Source organism: Faecalibacterium sp. AF28-13AC (genome assembly GCF_003478405.1).
GTDB classification, from domain to species: Bacteria; Bacillota; Clostridia; order Oscillospirales; family Ruminococcaceae; genus Faecalibacterium; species Faecalibacterium prausnitzii_E.
In genome coordinates, this window is sequence record NZ_QUFG01000004.1 from 129,704 (window position 1) to 147,248 (window position 17,545).

Annotated in this window: 14 protein-coding genes; 8 read left to right on the forward strand and 6 right to left on the reverse strand. The window is 59.1% G+C overall.

The window, feature by feature from the left end; all coding sequences use genetic code 11:
• Positions 1-4: 4 nt before the first annotated feature.
• Entirely contained in the window at positions 5-829 is an 825-nt protein-coding gene (locus DWY95_RS06765) for a hypothetical protein (RefSeq protein ID WP_118552883.1), read from the forward strand.
• A complete protein-coding gene (locus tag DWY95_RS06770) occupies positions 826-1,842 on the forward strand; it encodes a hypothetical protein (RefSeq protein WP_118552884.1) in 1,017 nt (338 codons plus the stop codon). Before DWY95_RS06765 ends, DWY95_RS06770 begins: the two co-directional genes overlap by 4 nt.
• On the opposite strand, the gene DWY95_RS06775 is transcribed toward DWY95_RS06770, so the two are convergent.
• The 4 genes from DWY95_RS06775 to DWY95_RS06790 all read right to left on the reverse strand — a co-directional run bounded on the left by DWY95_RS06775 (position 1,839) and on the right by DWY95_RS06790 (position 6,125).
• Positions 1,839-3,188, reverse strand: a complete 1,350-nt coding sequence (locus DWY95_RS06775) for an ATP-binding protein (protein WP_118552885.1) — start codon at positions 3,186-3,188, stop codon at positions 1,839-1,841. The two genes, DWY95_RS06770 and DWY95_RS06775, sit on opposite strands and share 4 nt — an antisense overlap.
• Positions 3,185-3,874 carry a response regulator transcription factor gene (locus DWY95_RS06780; protein ID WP_097792300.1) on the reverse strand — a complete coding sequence of 230 codons (690 nt, stop codon included), beginning with the start codon at positions 3,872-3,874 and terminating at the stop codon, positions 3,185-3,187. The genes DWY95_RS06775 and DWY95_RS06780 overlap by 4 nt, the downstream gene beginning before the upstream one ends.
• The gene (locus DWY95_RS06785) at positions 3,871-5,673 is read right to left on the reverse strand and encodes a Na/Pi cotransporter family protein (RefSeq protein ID WP_118552886.1); all 1,803 of its coding nucleotides are present in this window, start codon (positions 5,671-5,673) and stop codon (positions 3,871-3,873) included. Before DWY95_RS06785 ends, DWY95_RS06780 begins: the two co-directional genes overlap by 4 nt.
• Positions 5,674-5,903: 230 nt before the next feature.
• Positions 5,904-6,125 (reverse strand): helix-turn-helix transcriptional regulator, encoded by a 222-nt coding sequence (locus tag DWY95_RS06790; protein ID WP_118552887.1) that lies wholly within the window; start codon positions 6,123-6,125, stop codon positions 5,904-5,906.
• Between the two features lie 477 nt (positions 6,126-6,602).
• Between DWY95_RS06790 and hprK the strand changes: the two genes are divergently transcribed.
• The 6 genes from hprK (at position 6,603) to pfkA (ending at position 15,070) form a co-directional block, all read left to right on the forward strand.
• On the forward strand, positions 6,603-7,538 hold the full coding sequence (gene hprK, locus DWY95_RS06795) for an HPr(Ser) kinase/phosphatase (RefSeq protein WP_118552888.1): 936 nt from the start codon (positions 6,603-6,605) through the stop codon (positions 7,536-7,538).
• A 30-nt stretch (positions 7,539-7,568) separates the two neighbouring features.
• Entirely contained in the window at positions 7,569-8,507 is a 939-nt protein-coding gene (gene murB / locus DWY95_RS06800) for a UDP-N-acetylmuramate dehydrogenase (RefSeq protein WP_118552889.1), read from the forward strand.
• Between the two features lie 12 nt (positions 8,508-8,519).
• The gene (rapZ, locus tag DWY95_RS06805) at positions 8,520-9,383 is read left to right on the forward strand and encodes an RNase adapter RapZ (protein ID WP_097792296.1); all 864 of its coding nucleotides are present in this window, start codon (positions 8,520-8,522) and stop codon (positions 9,381-9,383) included.
• A gap of 28 nt (positions 9,384-9,411) precedes the next feature.
• The gene (gene whiA, locus DWY95_RS06810) at positions 9,412-10,344 is read left to right on the forward strand and encodes a DNA-binding protein WhiA (RefSeq protein WP_118552890.1); all 933 of its coding nucleotides are present in this window, start codon (positions 9,412-9,414) and stop codon (positions 10,342-10,344) included.
• Positions 10,341-13,856 (forward strand): DNA polymerase III subunit alpha, encoded by a 3,516-nt coding sequence (locus tag DWY95_RS06815; RefSeq protein WP_187116967.1) that lies wholly within the window; start codon positions 10,341-10,343, stop codon positions 13,854-13,856. The genes whiA and DWY95_RS06815 overlap by 4 nt, the downstream gene beginning before the upstream one ends.
• A 239-nt stretch (positions 13,857-14,095) precedes the next feature.
• Positions 14,096-15,070 (forward strand): 6-phosphofructokinase, encoded by a 975-nt coding sequence (gene pfkA / locus DWY95_RS06820; protein WP_118552891.1) that lies wholly within the window; start codon positions 14,096-14,098, stop codon positions 15,068-15,070.
• Between the two features lie 174 nt (positions 15,071-15,244).
• On the opposite strand, the gene DWY95_RS06825 is transcribed toward pfkA, so the two are convergent.
• Together DWY95_RS06825 and DWY95_RS06830 are read right to left on the reverse strand one after the other, a co-directional pair.
• On the reverse strand, positions 15,245-16,114 hold the full coding sequence (locus DWY95_RS06825) for an ATP-binding protein (RefSeq protein ID WP_118552892.1): 870 nt from the start codon (positions 16,112-16,114) through the stop codon (positions 15,245-15,247).
• 9 nt (positions 16,115-16,123) lie between these two features.
• Positions 16,124-17,260, reverse strand: a complete 1,137-nt coding sequence (locus DWY95_RS06830) for a cysteine desulfurase family protein (RefSeq protein WP_118552893.1) — start codon at positions 17,258-17,260, stop codon at positions 16,124-16,126.
• Positions 17,261-17,545: the final 285 nt, after the last annotated feature.

Genomic DNA, 17,545 nt, shown 5'->3' on the forward strand with positions numbered 1-17,545 from the left:
GCCAATGGAGCAAACCGGATCATTCCGTGCCGCCGTGCCGCTCAGCATCCTGACCGCGGTGCTGGGGCAGTGCATCACTTCCGGCAGCGCCATGCCAGCCCGGCTGTTGCTGCTGCAGGGGTTCCCCATGGCGCTGGGCATCGGCCTGCTTTCGTCCTGCTTGATGCCCGCCGAAGGGGAAGAGGGGCTTCGTTCCGAAACCGGCATCCGCCCCCAGCTGCTCTGTCTGCTTTTGTCCGTATGGTTTGGCGCAGAGCTGTGGGAGACGCTTTGGCAGGCACAGCAGGTGTGCCGGGAGCAGTTTTCGTCCATGGCAGTCCTCGGCGTTCTGCCGCTGCTGCTGTGGGCGGGCTGGCAGCTGAAGCCGGACGTCTTTTCCCGCAGTGCGGGGGTCTTGTGGTGGGCACTGGCGCTGGCGGGCCTTGCCTGCGTTGGAAGCCTGCACGGCCAGCTTCACTGGGAGAATCTTTTCCCCGCAGCGGAACCCACAGGGAATCTCCGTTTCCCGCTTTATGCGGAATCCATCGCGTGGCCCCTTCTGTTTGGAAAACGCGGATGCACCGGGAGGCGCTGCTTCCAGCTGCCGTTTCTGACGCTGGCGGGGCTGTTCGGTTTTGCGCTGGGGCAGGAACTTCTGTTTGGGTCCGGCCGTCCGCTTCCGGGGGATGAATTGCTGCGCGCCGGGACGCTGGGACGTGTCTCCCGGCTGGATGCAGCCTTTCTGCTCGTCTGGCTGGCAGCGGCACTGCTCCGGGGCTGCTTTCTGGTGCGGGTCCTGCGGGAACTGCTCTGCCGCCCGGAGGAGCAGGAAAAGGGGGTGCCGGAATGAGAGCTTCCCATGCACTGCGCTGGCTGGCAGGGGGCATTCTGGTGCTCTGGTGCGGCGTCTTTCTGCGGATGGAGACCACCGAGAAAAGCATGGTGCGGGCACTCATCGTCCAGCCGAACCGCAGCGGCTGGGCGGTGCAGCTGCTCTATCAGTTCCCGGAAGCAGCTGCGGATGCCTCCGACGCCGTGGCAGAAATCCGAAGCTGTTCGGCCGAGGATGCCACGCTGCCGCTTGCGTTGCACAAAGCCGAACGGGAACTGCCCAAAGCTGCAAATTACCGGCTGTGTGAATATCTTCTCTTTGACGAAACAGCGTCACAAACCGATGTCCTGGAGCTGGAGGAGTTTCTACAAACGGAATCCGTCAGCCGCCTGTCGGCACGGGTGCTCTTTGTCGCTGGCATCGGGAAACTGGCGGAAGAAACTCCGCCGGGCGGTCTGCCGGGCGGCGGGGCGGAACCGGAAGAGACCGATGCGGCCCCGGAAACGCTTCCGGGAGCGCTTTTACAGGCCGCTGAGGATACCGCTGCGTGGGCACCGCATCTGTACGAGTGCGCAGCGGGGGCCGTGATCCCCATCTTAAAAATTGAGGAGAACGGGGTGACATGGCAGAAGGAAAGCTGCCTTTTGACTGCGCAGGGAAGCACTCGGCTTTCCCCGAACGAGACGGCCATGGCGCAGCTCTTGCAGGAACGGACGATGCCGGTGGAGTTCGCACTGGAAGGGGAGACTGTCACCCTCCGGCGCTGTGTCGTTTCGGTGGAAGCGGAAGGAAACGGTTTTGCGGTCACGCTGACCGGCCAGCGCAGGGCGGGCACACCGCCGGTGGCGGAAAGCGTGTGCCGCCAGCTGGAGGCGCTCTGCGAAGAGACCATCGTCCGGGCCTGGCAGTCGGGCGCAGACCTTCTCTGGCTGGGCGCAGTCCGTGCGCTGAAGGAAGGGCCGGGTGCCTTTTTTACAACAAAAAACGCCTGCCCGGAAGTGCGGGCAAGCGTGAAGATGCTGGATCTTTAATGGGCGGTCTCAAAGATGACGGTGATGGTCGTGCCGACATTGATCTCGCTTTCCAGCCGGATGCGGGCGTTGTGGATGCGGGCAATGTGCTTGACGATGGCCAGCCCCAGCCCGGTGCCGCCGGTGGCCTTGCTCCGGCTCTTATCGACCCGGTAGAACCGCTCGAACACGCTGGACTGGGCTTCTTTCGGGATGCCGATGCCATTGTCCTTGACGGTCAGGGTGCAGTGCCCATCCCGTGTGCAGGCGGTGATGAGCTGGACCTTTCCGCCGGGGCGGTTGTACCGGATGGCGTTGTCGCAAAGGTTCTGGCACAGCTCATCCAGCAGGCTCCGGCTGCCCAGCACAGGGGCGCTCTCGCCGAGGTAGGTCAGGGAGATAAACGACTTCTGCGCGTTCACCTTCTGGCGCTCGACGCACTCTTTGGCCACATCCAGAAGATCGACCGTCTCCATCTGGGGAGTGTCGTTGGTCTCCGAAACGTTGTCCAGATGGGACAGCTGCAAGATATCGTTGACCAGCTGGATCATCCGGCTGGCTTCTACATGGATCTTCCGGCCGAACTCCGGCACATCCGCAGACTTGGCGATGCCGGTCTCAATGAGTTCGGCATAACCGGAAATGCTGGTCAGGGGCGTTTTCAGCTCGTGGCTGACATTGGCCGTAAACTCCTGCCGCATCTTTTCGTTGTTCTCGCGGAGCAGGCGGTCCGAGTGGATGCTCTCGGCAAAGGGGATCAGCTCCTTGTACGGCACATTTTCCTGGATGTGTTCCAGATCGTCCGTCATCTTCAGAATGGGCTGGATGAGGCTCCGGGTCAGCAGACCGGCCATCATGGCAGCTGCGCCCATCATCACGATGCAGCTCAGCACGATGGCCGGCAGGGCCGCATCGTAGATGGACCAGATGGTCTCGGAATCCTGCGCCACACGGAGGATGTCACCATCCGGCAGGAGCATGGCGTAGTAATACGTCTCAAACCCCAGCGTCTGGGAGTCGCGGCGGTTGCGGCCGATGCCCTCCTGCTTGGCCTGCTGGATCTCCGGGCGGCTCAGGTGGTTCTCCATCTGCTGGCTGGTCGCGGATTCGAACAGGACGCTGCCGTCCGAGGCAATGAGCGTGATGCGCAGATCGCCGTTGACATAGGCGGAGAGCTGGGCCGGGTCGTCGATCTGTTCACACCCGGCGGCAACGAGGCTGGCCTCGTTTTCCAGCGCCGCCCATGCCTGCTCCCGGAAGGCTCTGTGAAATACGAAGATGCAGAGCACGGCGGTGCAGATCAGCCCGACAAAGCCCATCCAGAACAGCCGATAACTGATTTTTTCTTCCATGCTCCGTGGTTTCATTCTTCGTTTTCCTCCTCGTTGTCGGCCAGTTTGTAGCCGACCTTCCGCACGGTGCAGATGTACTTTCCGGCATCGCCCAGTTTTTTGCGCAGGGTGCGGATGTGCATATCCACGGTGCGGCTTTCCACCGAGATGTCGGTGCCCCACACCACCTGCAAAATGGTCTCGCGGGTCACAACCAGGTTGGTGTTTTCCAGCAGCAGGCGGAGCAGGCTGTATTCCTTGTAGGTCAGGTCGATGTGGGCGTCGTTCACCGTCACGATGTGGCGGGCGTTGTCCAGCAGGATCTCATGGAAGGCGTAGACGTTCGTCTTTTCCTCCGGGGCCGAGCGGCGCAGCGCAGCCCGCACCCGGCTCAAAAACTCCATGATGCCAAACGGCTTGGTGATGTAATCGTCTGCGCCGCAGTCCAGCCCGCGCACGGTGTCCAGCTCGCTGGATTTGGCCGTGACCATGATGATGGGCAGGCGCCGCAGGGAAGGGGTGTTGCGCAGTTTTTTCAGGATGGAAAAGCCATCCTCACCGGGAAGCATGACGTCCAGGATGACCAGCTCCGGCACGGCAGCATTCATGGCCTGCCAGAAGCTCTCGGACGATTCAAAGCTCTGCACGTCATATCCGCTGGACTGGAGCGCATACTGCTCCAGCTCCCGGATGGCGGCGTCGTCTTCTACGATATAGATCATGCCTTGGGGTCCTCCTTTTCGCTTGCCACGGCGGGTTCACCGTCCGGGAAGAGATACCGCTCGCGGTAACGGTCCAGGCGGCGGCGGAACTGTTCGCTCTCCTTGGTGTCGTTGCCGTAGCGGAGATCGTTCAGATAGGCGTGGGTATCAAAGCTGTCCTGTGCGACTTCGATCTGGGCAACGGCAACGTTGCTGCAGTGGTCGCAGACACGCTCATAGTTGGTCAGCAGGTCTTCCAGCACGAAGCCGTATTCGATGGAGCAGCTGCCAGCCTGCAGGCGGGCCACATGCCGTGCCTTGATGGCGCGGACCAGTTCGTCCACAACGGTCTCCATGGGTTCGACCTTGCTGGCCAGATGCAGGTCGGCCTTGCGGAACGCATCGGTCGTGCGGCTCAGCACATCCTGCACCGCGCCTTCCAGAACCTGCAGCTCCTCGTGCGCATCCTGGGAGAACGCGATGTTCTTGGCGTGGATCTCTTCGGCAGAGCTGAGCAGATTCACGGAATGGTCGCTGATGCGCTCGAAATCGCTGATGGTGTGGAGCAGGGTGTTCACGCTCTGGCTGTCGGCGTGGCTCAGCTCCCGGCTGGACAGCTTGACCAGATAGGTGCCGAGGGCGTCTTCGTACTGGTCTACCTTGGCTTCTTCGTCCCGGACTTTCTGGGCCAGGGTGTCGTCCCACTGGTGGGTCAGGCTCATGGCCTGCACCACGCCCACGCGGGCCAGCTCGGCCATATCCGCAGTGGCGGCGCGGGCGCGTTCCACAGCAACGGCGGGCGTCTTGAGCAGACGCTCATCCAGCAGGGCGAAGCTCTCTTTCTCGGCATCGTCCGGGATGGTGAGGATGGCCAGCTTTTCCAGAACGTTGGCGAACGGCAGCAGGACCGCCGTGGCCGCAATGTTGAACACAGAGTGGATGACAGCGATGCCCCACGCCGTGACGGTATCGTTGACAAAGGTGAAGTGCAGGACCAGATTCAGGCCATAGTACATTGCCAGAAAGAGGGTCACACCGATGATGTTAAAGTACAGATGCACCATGGCGGCGCGGCGGGCGTTTTTGTTGGCACCCACAGAGGAGATCAGCGCGGTGACGCAGGTGCCGATGTTCTGGCCCATGATGATGGGGATGGCGCTGCCGTAGGTGATGACGCCGGTGGAGCTGAGCGCCTGCAGGATGCCGACGCTGGCGCTGGAGCTCTGGATGATGCCGGTGACGAGTGCGCCGACCAGAACACCCAGCAGCGGGTTGGAGAAGCGGATGAAGAGGTTGGTGAACCAGACTTCATCCTGCAGCGGGGTGACCGCATTGGACATGGCGGTCATGCCGGTCATCAGAACGGCAAAGCCGATGAGGATGGTGCCGATGCCCTTCCGCTTTTCGCTCTTGCCCATGTAGAGCAGGATGCCGATGAAGGCCAGCAGGGGGCTGAACGAGGTGGGCTTGAGCAGCTGGATGAAGAAGCTGTCGCCCTGCAGACCGGAAAGGCTCAGGATCCAGCTGGTGACGGTGGTGCCCACGTTGCTGCCCATGATGATGCCGATGGCCTGGTGCAGCTCCATGATGCCGCTGTTGACGAAGCCGACCACCATAACGGTGGTGGCGCTGGAAGACTGGATCACGGCGGTGACGCCGAGGCCCAGGAAAAAGCCCTTGAGCGGGTTATCGGTCAGCTTGCTCAGGATCTTTTGCAGCTGGCCGCCTGCCTGCTTTTCCAGAGCCTTGCCCATGATGTCCATGCCGAACAGGAACAGGGCCAGGCCTCCCAGGAGCGAAAAAACATTGAAGATTGTCATATGTGCGTTCCTCACTTTTCATTGACGTGAAATTCTCCTGATTCTGAGTATAGACACGCAATGTAAAATCGGAAATCGGCAGAGTGTAAAATTCATGTAAAGCGACAGACTTTTTCCGCTCTTCAGGGCTTACTTCCTATTATAAAGGAAAATCGGGTGGATGCAAGGTACACATCCGGAAAAGTAGTAAAACAAAACCAGTCCGGTGGAATCTCCGCCAGGCTGGTTGGTTAGGATGTTTTCGGATATGGTTTCGGTTCATCGGTCAAGCCGAGAATATAATCTACGCTGGTATCGTAATATATGGCGAGTGCTTTGAGAACGTCTGTTGGAATATCGCGCTTCCCCATCTCATAATTGGAGTAACAGACCTGTGTGCATTTCAAATAGGCCGCAAGGTCTTTCTGCATCAAATCCCGGTCTTCTCGCAAGTCGCGGATGCGTTGGTACATAAGCATACACCTCTACTCATGGATGCCGTTAACAAAAGTATAGGGAAAACATTTTGTTATATTGACATATAAAACAAAATGTTATATAATAACCACAAGACGGAAATAATAGTTCCACAAATAAACCCGGCTTCCGAAGGAGGAAAAACTATGCGAATTGGACTTGGCGAACTGATTTTCTCGTTATTTTCTCTTTTGCCGCTGATTATCGGCATTTTATTAGTCATTGCGCTCATCAAATATCTTAGAAAGAAATAAACAGGAAGAAACAAGACACTCCGTTTGTTCCGCAGCAGAGTCTGCACAGCAAGCGGGGTGTCTTGTTATTTGTCAGTCTGTTTTCAGCGGTCAATCCACCAATAGGAACTTTTCCCAAAAGAATCATTGTAATCCGAAACCATCTCGTTTATAATAAGAGAAGGAATGCCTGCGGGAGGGTCTGCCCGCAGTTGAGGAATACACGCAGGAGGAAGAACGATGGCGAATTTTACCGTTTCGCTCAAGAAGCTGACCGAAAAGGTCAGCATGGATGTGGTCTACGCTCCGCAGGACCTCGAAAACATCAGCGTCGAGATCGCGGAAGTCAACCGTCCGGGTCTGTTCCTGGCGGGCTATTACGATTACTTTGATAAACTGCGGCTGCAGATCATGGGTCTGGCCGAGATGAACTTCCTGTCCGGCCTTTCGCCGGAAAAGCGCTACGAAGCGCTGGACCAGCTGTTCCGTCAGCAGCCGCCGGCTGTCATCGTGGGCCGCAGTGAGGAGCTGAAACCGTTCCCGGAGATGCAGGAGCTGGCCAGAAAGCACGGCGTGGCGCTGCTGCGCTCCAACGAAACGACCTGCACCCTGATGGGCAGCATCATCAGTGTGCTGAACCTGGAGCTGGCCCCCCGCATCACCCGCCACGGTGTGCTGGTGGAGGTGTACGGCGAGGGCATTCTGATTCTGGGTGACAGCGGCATCGGCAAGAGCGAGCTGGCGATCGAGCTGGTCAAGCGCGGCCACCGCCTTGTGGCCGACGATGCTGTGGAGCTGCGCAAGGTCTCGAACCGCCAGATCATGGGCACGGCCCCGGAGAACATCCGCCACTTTATTGAGCTGCGCGGCATCGGCATCGTCAATGTGGCCCGCGTGTTCGGTGTGGGCGCGGTCAAGGTGAGCGAGAGTCTGGACCTCGTGGTCCAGCTGGAAGCCTGGGACCCCACCAAAAACTATCAGCGCACCGGTCTCGAAAGCGAGTATTACGAGATCCTGGGCGTCAACATCCCCAGCACCAGCATCCCGGTCTCGCCGGGACGCAACCTCGCCGTTGTGCTGGAAACGGCAGCCATCAACAACCGCCAGAAGAAGATGGGCTACAACGCCGCCAAGGAGCTGCTCATCCGTCTGGGCCTCGAAGGCACCATCGAATAAGATTCTCATACGAAAAGGAACGAAGCGTTTATGGAACGATTGAAACAACAGCTGCAGGCCGAAGGCATTGCCTACCGGGCAGACGAGCCGCTGGCAGCCCACTGCACCTTTAAGATCGGCGGCCCGGCGGATGTGTTCGTCCTGCCGGAGACCGAAGAGCAGCTCTGCTGCGTGATCGCACTCTGCAAAGAGCAGGGCGTGAAGTACTACCTGCTGGGCAACGGCAGCAACATTCTGTTTGAGGATGCCGGTTACCGGGGCGTGGTCATTGAGACCATGGCCCTGAAAATGGGCATCGGCTTTCTGGAACAGGTCGCGCATCCGGGGGCAGCGCCGGGCGAGGTCTATGATGCTGTGGTCGCCGGTGCGGGCCTGAAGCTTTCGAGCCTGTGCACCGCCGCATTGGAAAACAGCCTGACCGGGCTGGAATTTGCCTACGGCATCCCCGGCACGGTGGGCGGTGCGGTCTATATGAACGCCGGAGCCTACGGCGGCGAGATGAAGGATGTGCTGCAGTCGGTGCGGTATCTGACGCAGGACGGCGATGTCGTGGAGGCAGAGGCTGCCGTGCTCGACCTTTCCTACCGGCACAGCATCTTTGAGGAAAACGGCGGCTGCATCCTGAGCGCACAGTTCCATCTGAAGCGGGGCGACCCGGACGCCATCAAAGCCCGGATGAACGAGCTGATGGCAAAGCGGGTGGAAAAGCAGCCGCTCGACAAGCCCAGCGCCGGCAGCACCTTCAAGCGCCCGGCGGGCGCGTTTGCGGCGGCCCTCATCGACCAGTGCGGCTTGCGGGGTTTCCGCCACGGCGGCGCGGCTGTCAGCGAGAAGCACTGCGGCTTCGTGGTGAATCTGGGCGGCGCGACCTGCGCCGATGTGCTGGCTCTGTGCGACGAGGTGCGGGCCATCGTGAAGGAAAAGACCGGGTTCGACCTGGAAAAAGAGATTCGTGTCGTGAAAGCATAAGAGGGAAGAAAAATGGATCTGCTGATCGTAAGCGGGCTTTCCGGTGCAGGAAAGTCTGTGGCTATGAATGCGCTGGAAGATATCGGCTTTTTCTGCATCGACAATGTCCCGGCGGAACTGCTGCCGAGCATTACCGCATTCTCCAAAGCTGGTGACAACAAGCTGAAGCGGGTGGCGCTGTCCATGGACGTGCGCGGCTGCCGTTCCAGCGAGGAGATCGAAAAGGCGCTCGACCTGCTGGACCAGCAGGGGATCGCCTACGAGATCCTCTTCCTCGACGCACCGGACGATGTGCTGATGCGCCGTTACAGCGAGACCCGCCGCCGTCACCCGATCAGCATTGCGGAGGGCATCTCCACGCGGGAAGCCTTCCAGAAAGAGCACCAGATCCTCCGCCCCTTTAAGGAGCGTGCGAATTATATCGTGGATACGGCGCTGCTCTCCACCGCGCAGAACAAGGAGCGCATCTGCGAACTCTTTGTGCAGAACGGCGGGGCGAAAAGTGCGATGCGGCTGACGGTGATGTCGTTCGGCTTCAAGTTCGGCGTCCCGGCGGACGCAGACCTGGTGCTGGATGTGCGCTGCCTGCCCAATCCGTTCTATGTCCCGGATCTGAAGTTCAAGACCGGCCTGGATCAGGAGGTCGTGGATTTCGTCATGGGCAAACCGGAGGCGCAGGAACTGCTGCGCCGGTACGAAGCATTTCTGGAATATGCCCTGCCGCTCTACGTCAAGGAGGGCAAGAGCCAGCTGACCATTGCCGTGGGGTGCACGGGCGGCAAACACCGCTCCATCACCTTTGCGCGGAAGATCGCGGAATACTGCGAGGGTCTGGGCTACCAGCCCGGCGTCCAGCACCGCGATGCCTCCCGCTGAACGGCCAGATCAAAGAAGGAACGACAAGATGAGTTTTGCATCCCAGGCACGGGAAGAGATCGCGCAGCACAGCCTGCAATTGCAGAAGGACTGCTGCGTCCGCGCGGCGGCCTACGGCATCGCCTGCTTTGCCAAATATTTTGACGCCAAGGGCCTTGTGCTCCAGACGGAGCAGGAGCTGACCGCCCGCGTGGCCGAGCAGCTGTTTGCCCGCTGCGGCGTCCGGGGCACCATTCTGGAAAAGAGCCGCCCCAGCGGGGTGGTGTACGAGTTTGGCATCCGGGAGCCTGAACAGGTGATGCGGCTGCATGAACTGTTCGGCACCACCGGCAGCGAGACGAGCTTGCAGATCGACCCCCGGATGATCCGCTGCCAGACCTGCGTCAGCGCCTACATCGGCATGGCGTTTCTCTGCGGCGGAACCGTCACAGATCCAAAAAAAGAATACAACATCGAATTTTTAACGAGCCGCACCAATCTCGCCAGAGACTTTGAAGCGTTGCTGGCCGAGCACGAGTTTGCGCCCCACCGCACCCGCCGCAACGGCGTGAACCTGGTTTACGTCAAGAGCTGCGCCAACGTGGAGCGCATTCTGGCGTTTATGGGGGCGGCCCAGGCGGCAGCGCAGATCAATGCGCAGAAAGCCGTGAAGCAGATGCGGAACCAGATCAACCGCCACACCAACTGCGATACCGCCAACCTCGGCAAAACAGCCCGCGCCAATGCGCAGACTCTGAAGGCCATCCGCTTTTTGCAGGAGCAGAATGCGCTGGAGACCCTGCCGGAGGTGCTGCAGCAGGCAGCAGCAAAGCGGCTGGAAAATCCGGATCTCTCGTTGACGGCGCTCTGTGCCTGCTTTGACCCGCCGGTCAGCAAATCGGGGCTGTCGCATCGGATGAAAAAGCTGGAACTGCTGGCGCAGACCATGCGGGAACGGATGGAACAGGAGGCAACGAAGTGAGCGAGATCAGCGAAAACAATCATCTGGGGCGGGATTTCGTCCACCTCCATATCCACACGGAATACAGCCTGTTGGACGGTGCCTGCCGCATCGACCAGCTGATGGACCGCGTGAAGGAGTGCGGGCAGACGGCCATCGCCTGCACCGACCACGGCGTCATGTACGGCTGTGTGCAGTTTTACAAAGCGGCCAAAAAAGCGGGCATCAAGCCCATCATCGGCTGCGAAGTCTACGTTGCCACTCGCACCCGGTTCGATAAGGTCAACAAGATCGACGGCAACAACCATCTGATCCTGCTGTGCAAAAATGAGACCGGCTACAAGAACCTTATTAAAATGGTCTCCGCAGCCTTCACCGAGGGGTTTTACTCCAAGCCCCGCGTTGATAAGCAGCTGCTCGAACAATACCACGAAGGGCTCATCTGCCTTTCGGCCTGCCTGGCGGGCGAGATCCCGCAGGCCATTCTGGCGGGGGACTACGAGCGGGCTAAAAGCTCAGCGCTGTGGTACCGGGACCTGTTTGGCGAAGGCAATTACTACATTGAGCTGCAGGACCACGGCCTGGAAGAGGACACCATCGTTCTTCCCCAGCTCATCAAGCTGGCGCGGGAGACGGGCATCCCTATGGCCGCCACCAACGACTCCCACTATCTGCGCAGGGAAGACGCCAAAATGCAGAGCATCCTTCTCTGCATCCAGACCGGCAAGACCATGCAGGACGCCGATAAGATGGAGTTCCAGACCGATGAGTTTTACGTCAAGACGACGGATGAAATGTACGATCTGTTCGCCATGGTGCCGGAGGCCTGCGAGAACACCCAGAAGATCGCGGACCAGTGCAACTTTGATTTTGACTTCGGCCACACCAAGATCCCCTACTACAAAGCACCCAACGGGATGGACAATCAGGCCTTTTTTGAAAAGCTCTGCTGGGAGGGTCTGGAGCGCCGCTACGGCCCCGATGTCCCGCAGGCCAACAAAGACCGCCTGACCTACGAGATCGGCGTGGTCAAGACAATGGGCTACACGAACTACTATCTGATCGTCTGGGATTATATCAACTACGCCAAGAGCCAGGGCATCCCGGTGGGGCCGGGCCGTGGTTCCGGTGCAGGCAGCATTGCGGCCTACAGCGTCGGCATCACCGACATCGACCCCATCCGCTACAACCTCATCTTCGAGCGTTTCCTGAACCCCGAACGTGTCAGTATGCCCGACTTCGATGTGGACTTCTGCTATGAACGCCGTCAGGAAGTCATCGACTACGTCAACCGGAAATACGGTGCTGACCATGTAGCGCAGATCGTCACCTTTGGCACCATGGCCGCCCGCAATGCCATCCGTGACGTGGGCCGTGTGATGGGGATGCCCTACCAGGATGTGGATGTGGTCGCAAAGCAGGTCCCGATGGAACTGAAGATGACGCTGAAGCGCGCATTGGAAGTCTCGGCCGAGCTGAAGCGGATGTACGACACAGACCCGAAGGTCCAGGAACTGATCGACACGGCCCTCAAGGTGGAGGGAATGCCGCGCCATGCGTCCACCCACGCGGCGGGTGTCGTCATCACCCCGGAACCGACCGACTACTATCTGCCCCTCGCTACCAACGACGGTCTGCCTGTGACCCAGTTCAACATGACCGAGATCGAGGAGCTTGGCCTGCTGAAGATGGACTTCCTCGGCCTGCGCACACTGACGGTCATTCGGGATGCGGAAACGGCCATCCAGAAAAAAGAGCCGGATTTCTCCGTTGCAGCGCTCGATTACGATGATCCGGAGACCTACAAAATGCTGGGTCAGGGCGAGACGGAGGGCGTGTTCCAGCTCGAATCTTCGGGCATGAAGCAGGTCCTCGTAGGGCTGCAGCCGCAGAACCTGGAAGATGTCATCGCACTCATCAGCCTGTACCGCCCCGGCCCGATGGATTCCATCCCGACCTATCTGCGCAACCGCCACGAGCCGGAAAAGATCAGCTATAAGACCCCGCAGCTGGCCCACATTCTGGATGTGACCAACGGCTGCATCGTCTATCAGGAGCAGGTCATGCAGATCTTCCGTGAGCTGGCAGGCTTCTCGTTCGGGCAGGCAGACAATGTCCGCCGCGCCATGAGCAAGAAGAAACATGCGGTCATGGAGGCAGAGCGGGAACACTTTGTCCACGGCTGCACCGAGCCCGGCCACGAGTGCCCCGGCTGCGTGGCCAACGGTATCTCGGAAAAGGTCGCCAACGAGATCTATGACGAAATGTCGAGCTTTGCGTCCTATGCGTTCAACAAGAGCCATGCGGCCTGCTATGCGTATGTCGCATTTCAGACGGCCTATCTCAAGTGCCATTATCCCAGCGAGTTCATGGCGGCCTTGCTGACCAGTGTGCTCGATAATACGGACAAGGTCATCGAGTATTCGGGCGAATGTGCCCGCCTGGGCATCCGGGTACTCCCGCCGGATATCAACATTTCGAACGGCGGCTTTACGGCGGATGCCAGGGGGCAGATCCGATTCGGCCTGAACGCGGTCAAGAGCGTGGGCCGCAACCTTGTGGAACGCATCGTGGAAGAGCGTGGGGAAAAGCCCTATGCCAGCCTGTATGATTTCTGCAAGCGGCTGTACGGCAACGAAATGAACCGCCGGGCCGTGGAAAGCCTCGTCAAGGCGGGCGCGTTCGACAGCATGGGCGAGAACCGCCACAGCCTCGTGGAGGCCGTGGATGGTATCATCAAGAGCGTGGAGAGCGACTCCCGGCGGAATCTGGACGGGCAGCTCGACCTGTTCTCGCTGATGAGCGGGGGAGCACAGAGCACGTCGAAGGATGTATATGAGATCCGGCACCTCGAAGAATATTCCCATACCGAACTGCTGCAGCAGGAAAAAGAGGTCAGCGGTCTGTACCTGTCCGGCCACCCGCTGGATGCGTACCGGGAGCAGTCGGCAAAGTTTGCGACCCATTCCATCAAGGCCCTGACCGGCGAGGAAGCGCATGGGCTGGACAATGCCCATGTTCGCATCGTCTGCACCATTGTCAAGAGCCGGATGATGACCACCAAGTCGAACAGCCTGATGGCCTTTACCAGCGTGGAAGACCTGACCGGCACGATGGAGGTCATCGTCTTCCCGAAGGTGCTGGAGGTCTTCCGGGATGCCATCCGGGAAAATGCCGTTGTGGTCATTGAGGGACGTCTGTCGGTCCGCGAGGACGAGCCGTCCAAGCTGATGGCCGAAAGCATCTCGCCCATTGAAGGCTACGACCCCAAGCACCCGCAGGCGAACCGTCCGAACCGGATGCGGGATGCGGCCCAGCGGCTCTATATCCGTCTGCCGTCGCGCAGCTGCCCGCAGTATGCAAAAGTCGTCAACCTGCTGGAGATTTTTGACGGTGATATGCCGGTCATCTTCTATCTGGAGGACACCAAACAGAAGCTTGCGGCCCCCCGCAGGCTGTATACTTCCGGCCATCCGCTCTTCTTCCAGGAGCTGCGGCGTCTGGTCGGCGAAAAGAACGTTGCAACAAAATAACGTGCTATGGAACGAATCGTGCAGATGCAACTTTCATAAAAATCATCGAAGCTTCGCAGCAAAGCATACTTTAACAAAATTTTAACAGAGTTTCAAAAAGGTATTGGATTCACAGGAAAACTGTGCTATAATAATTCAAGGCAAGTCGTATCAGAAATGAGCAAAGCAATGGAGCAGTGTCAGGAAGAAGGGGCACTGCTCTGAGGTGAATGAAGAAACAATTGGAGGGAATCTCTCTTATGGAAAAGCAAATCAAAACGATTGGTGTCTTGACCAGCGGCGGCGACGCTCCCGGCATGAATGCTGCAGTGCGCGCTGTGGTTCGTACCGGCCTGCACAAGGGATTTCGGATGATCGGCATTCAGCGCGGCTACAACGGCCTGCTGAACGGCGAGTGCTTTGAAATGAACCTGCGCAGTGTTTCCAACATCATCCAGGCCGGCGGCACCATCCTGTACACCGCCCGCTGCCTGGAGTTCAAGACCAAAGAGGGTCAGGACAAGGGTGCTGCCAAGTGCCGTGAACTCGGCATTGATGCGCTGGTCGTCATCGGCGGCGACGGCTCCTACCGTGGTGCCCGTGAGCTGGCACACCGCGGCATCCCGATGATCGGCCTGCCCGGCACCATCGACAATGATATTGCCTGCACCGATTACACCATCGGCTACGATACTGCGATGAACACCGCTCTGGAAATGATCGACAAACTGCGCGACACCACCCAGAGCCACGACCGCTGCAGCGTTGTCGAGGTCATGGGCCGTAATGCGGGTTACATCGCTCTGAACGTCGCCATCGCCTCTGGTGCAATGGCGGTCCTGCTGCCGGAGAAGGAATTCGACATGCAGCACGACATCCTCGATAAGATCACCGAGACGCAGCGCACCGGCAAGCGCCACTTCATCGTCATCGTTGCCGAGGGCATCGGCCACTCGCAGGAGATCGCCAACGAGATCCAGGCCCGCACCGGCATTGATACCCGTGCCACCATCCTGGGCCACGTCCAGCGCGGCGGCTCGCCCACTCTGCGCGACCGCGTAAACGCTTCCGCCATGGGCTACCACGCTGTCTGCCTGCTGGAAGAGGGAAAGTACAACCGCATCGTCGGCATGAAGGGAGAGCACCTCGTGGATTACCCCGTCGATGAGGCTCTTGAAATGACCAAGACCCTCGACCCGGTGCTGATCGACGTTTGTAACACGATCTCTATCTAATAAAAGAGGAAGCCCCTGTTGAGTGTACGTGAACTTGCTGTAAGCGTTTGACTCCAACTGGTTTCACAAAGCTGAAAAGCGGGAATGGATCGGAATCGTCCGGTCCATTCCCGCTTTTTTAGTGAAACAGCTTGTTTATGATACCACCGATGCTGCATGATTTTTCGCAGAAGCTCACAGCTCAACGTCAGCTGCTGCTTCCATCGCATGAAACCGTTCCAGAAAGCTGTGATCCACGCCTTCGGATTTATACCCCGGCATGGTGTCCAGCGCGACGGCATGGATGCTGCGGAAAATGCTGTTTTCGATGTTGGGGTTGTCGCGCTTGAGGCGGCGGAGCAGGAGCTTGGTCTCCTGCCGCTTGGAACCGCCGCCGCCATTGTCGCACATGGTGCAGTTCTCGGTGAAGCGGCAGGCGCACTGGATGAATTCCAGGTCGTTGTACCGCTTCCAGGCCAGAATGTCCTCCTCGCGGATGCAGTACATCGGGCGGATGAGGGTCATGCCGGGGAAGCTGGTGCTGTGGAGCTTGGGCGGCATAGCCTGCAGCTGGGAGCCGTAGAACATGCTCATGACGGTCGTCTCGATGACATCGTTGAAGTGGTGTCCCAGCGCGATCTTGTTGCAGCCGAGCTCCTTGGCCTTGCTGTACAGGTGGCCGCGGCGCATCCGGGCGCAGAGGTAGCAGGGATTCTTGTCGGTGTTGTTGGCCACCGAAAAGATGTTGCTCTCAAAGATGGTCACTGGGATGTGCAGCAGTGCCGCGTTGGATTCGATCTTCTGGCGGTTGAGCTCATTGTAGCCGGGGTCCATCACGAGGAAGACCAGCTCAAAGGGAACATCGCTGTGCTTTTGCAGTTCCTGCATGAGCTTTGCCATCAGCATGGAGTCCTTGCCGCCGGAGATGCAGACGGCGATCTTGTCGCCTGCCTGGATGAGCTCATACCGTTTGACGGCTACGATGAAGGGGGTCCAAAGCTCTTTGCGGTATTTTTTGATGATGCTGCGTTCGATCATCTGATAGGGTTCGAGTTCGCGTTTCATGATTTCTCCTTATCGATCTCCGTGTGCGGCGGTCAGCTGCTGGCAGCAGACGTCGAACACCCGTAAAAATTCCTGGATCTCTGCCTCGGTGGTCAGATGGCTCAGACTGATGCGCCAGGACGAGAGGGCATTGCGGCGATCCCGGCTGACGGCAAACACTGCGCGGGAGGGCAGGCCGTCCGACGAGCAGGCCGATTTGACCGAGACGCAGACGCCGTGGGCGTCCAGTTCCCGCTGAAAGACCGTGCCCTTCACGTCCCGGACACTGAGGTTCAGGATGTGCGGGATGGCATTTTCGGGGCTGTTGATGCGCACCTCCGGGTGCTGGCACAGGGCCGCGCGGAGTTCCGCGTTCCGCTTTTGGACAGAGGCAGAGCGTTCCGGCAGGTTTTCCACGGCAAGTTCCAGCGCACAGGCCAGGGAAGACGCCAGCGCCACCGTAGGGGTGCCGCTGCGATAGATGGTAGTGCTTTCGCCGCCGTGGATGAGCGGCTCCAGTGCCAGATTCCGCCGCTTGAGCAGCAGGCCGATGCCGTTCAGGCCATAGAATTTGTGAGCTGTCAGGCTCATGGTGTCTACCCCTTCAAACGAGACGGGGATCTTTCCAACGGCCTGGGTGGCATCGACATGCAGATGGCAGTTGGGGTAGTTCTTCAGGATGGCGGCGATTTCCTCCACCGGCTGCACGACGCCGAGTTCGCTGTCAACCAGCGTGACCGCCACGGCAATGGTGTCCGGCCGCAGCAGCTCTTTCAGATGGTCAAGGTCTACGGTACCGTCCCGCCGGATGTCCAGCAGGTCGATCTCATAGCCCTGCTCCTGCAGCGCGGTCAGAGTGCCGCTGACGGACGAATGCTCCAGCGGGGTGGAGATGATGTGCCTGCCCGCATGGCGGGAGAGCCGGGCCAGCCCCTTGAGCGCGAAGTTGTTGGATTCGCTGGCACCGGAGGTATAGATGATCTCGGCAGGCTGTACGCCCAGCAAAGCGGCGATCTTCATCGTGGCAGCGTCGATCTCGGCTCTGGCGGCGGTGCCTGCCTGATGATGGGAGTTGGCGTTGCCGATGCAGCGCCGCTCTACGGAGCAGAACCGGTCGAGTACCTGCGGGTCGGCCGGGGTATTGGCGGAATAATCCAGATAGATCATTGGGTCTCCTTAAATCTCAATCCATTTAATCGGTATTATTATAGTGCGCAGGGGGCCGGATTGCAAGATGCAGGTGCAAAATGCTGCCGCAGGGGAATAAAACCTGAAAAAGAAAGCAATCGCAGAGAGAATACCAAAAAACCGAAAATCCATTGCAGAACGGGGTGGTTTCTGATATACTTTACAATGTACGAAGGGAAGGGGAGAGCAGAATGCGCGGTTCAACTTTGCGGAGCACGGAGGCTGCTCTCCCATCCCGAATGTTTTTTCTTCCCGAAAGCTGAG

What these genes read in the sequence shown, in the direction of transcription:
- DWY95_RS06830 (WP_118552893.1), bottom strand. Translation starts at nt 17,260, where the DNA reads ATGATCTATCTGGATTATTCCGCCAATACCCCGGCCGACCCGCAGGTA.
- rapZ (WP_097792296.1), top strand. Translation starts at nt 8,520, where the DNA reads ATGGATCTGCTGATCGTAAGCGGGCTTTCCGGTGCAGGAAAGTCTGTG.
- DWY95_RS06790 (WP_118552887.1), bottom strand. Translation starts at nt 6,125, where the DNA reads ATGTACCAACGCATCCGCGACTTGCGAGAAGACCGGGATTTGATGCAG.
- hprK (WP_118552888.1), top strand. Translation starts at nt 6,603, where the DNA reads ATGGCGAATTTTACCGTTTCGCTCAAGAAGCTGACCGAAAAGGTCAGC.
- DWY95_RS06775 (WP_118552885.1), bottom strand. Translation starts at nt 3,188, where the DNA reads ATGAAACCACGGAGCATGGAAGAAAAAATCAGTTATCGGCTGTTCTGG.
- pfkA (WP_118552891.1), top strand. Translation starts at nt 14,096, where the DNA reads ATGGAAAAGCAAATCAAAACGATTGGTGTCTTGACCAGCGGCGGCGAC.
- DWY95_RS06765 (WP_118552883.1), top strand. Translation starts at nt 5, where the DNA reads ATGGAGCAAACCGGATCATTCCGTGCCGCCGTGCCGCTCAGCATCCTG.
- DWY95_RS06770 (WP_118552884.1), top strand. Translation starts at nt 826, where the DNA reads ATGAGAGCTTCCCATGCACTGCGCTGGCTGGCAGGGGGCATTCTGGTG.
- DWY95_RS06780 (WP_097792300.1), bottom strand. Translation starts at nt 3,874, where the DNA reads ATGATCTATATCGTAGAAGACGACGCCGCCATCCGGGAGCTGGAGCAG.
- whiA (WP_118552890.1), top strand. Translation starts at nt 9,412, where the DNA reads ATGAGTTTTGCATCCCAGGCACGGGAAGAGATCGCGCAGCACAGCCTG.
- DWY95_RS06825 (WP_118552892.1), bottom strand. Translation starts at nt 16,114, where the DNA reads ATGAAACGCGAACTCGAACCCTATCAGATGATCGAACGCAGCATCATC.
- DWY95_RS06785 (WP_118552886.1), bottom strand. Translation starts at nt 5,673, where the DNA reads ATGACAATCTTCAATGTTTTTTCGCTCCTGGGAGGCCTGGCCCTGTTC.
- murB (WP_118552889.1), top strand. Translation starts at nt 7,569, where the DNA reads ATGGAACGATTGAAACAACAGCTGCAGGCCGAAGGCATTGCCTACCGG.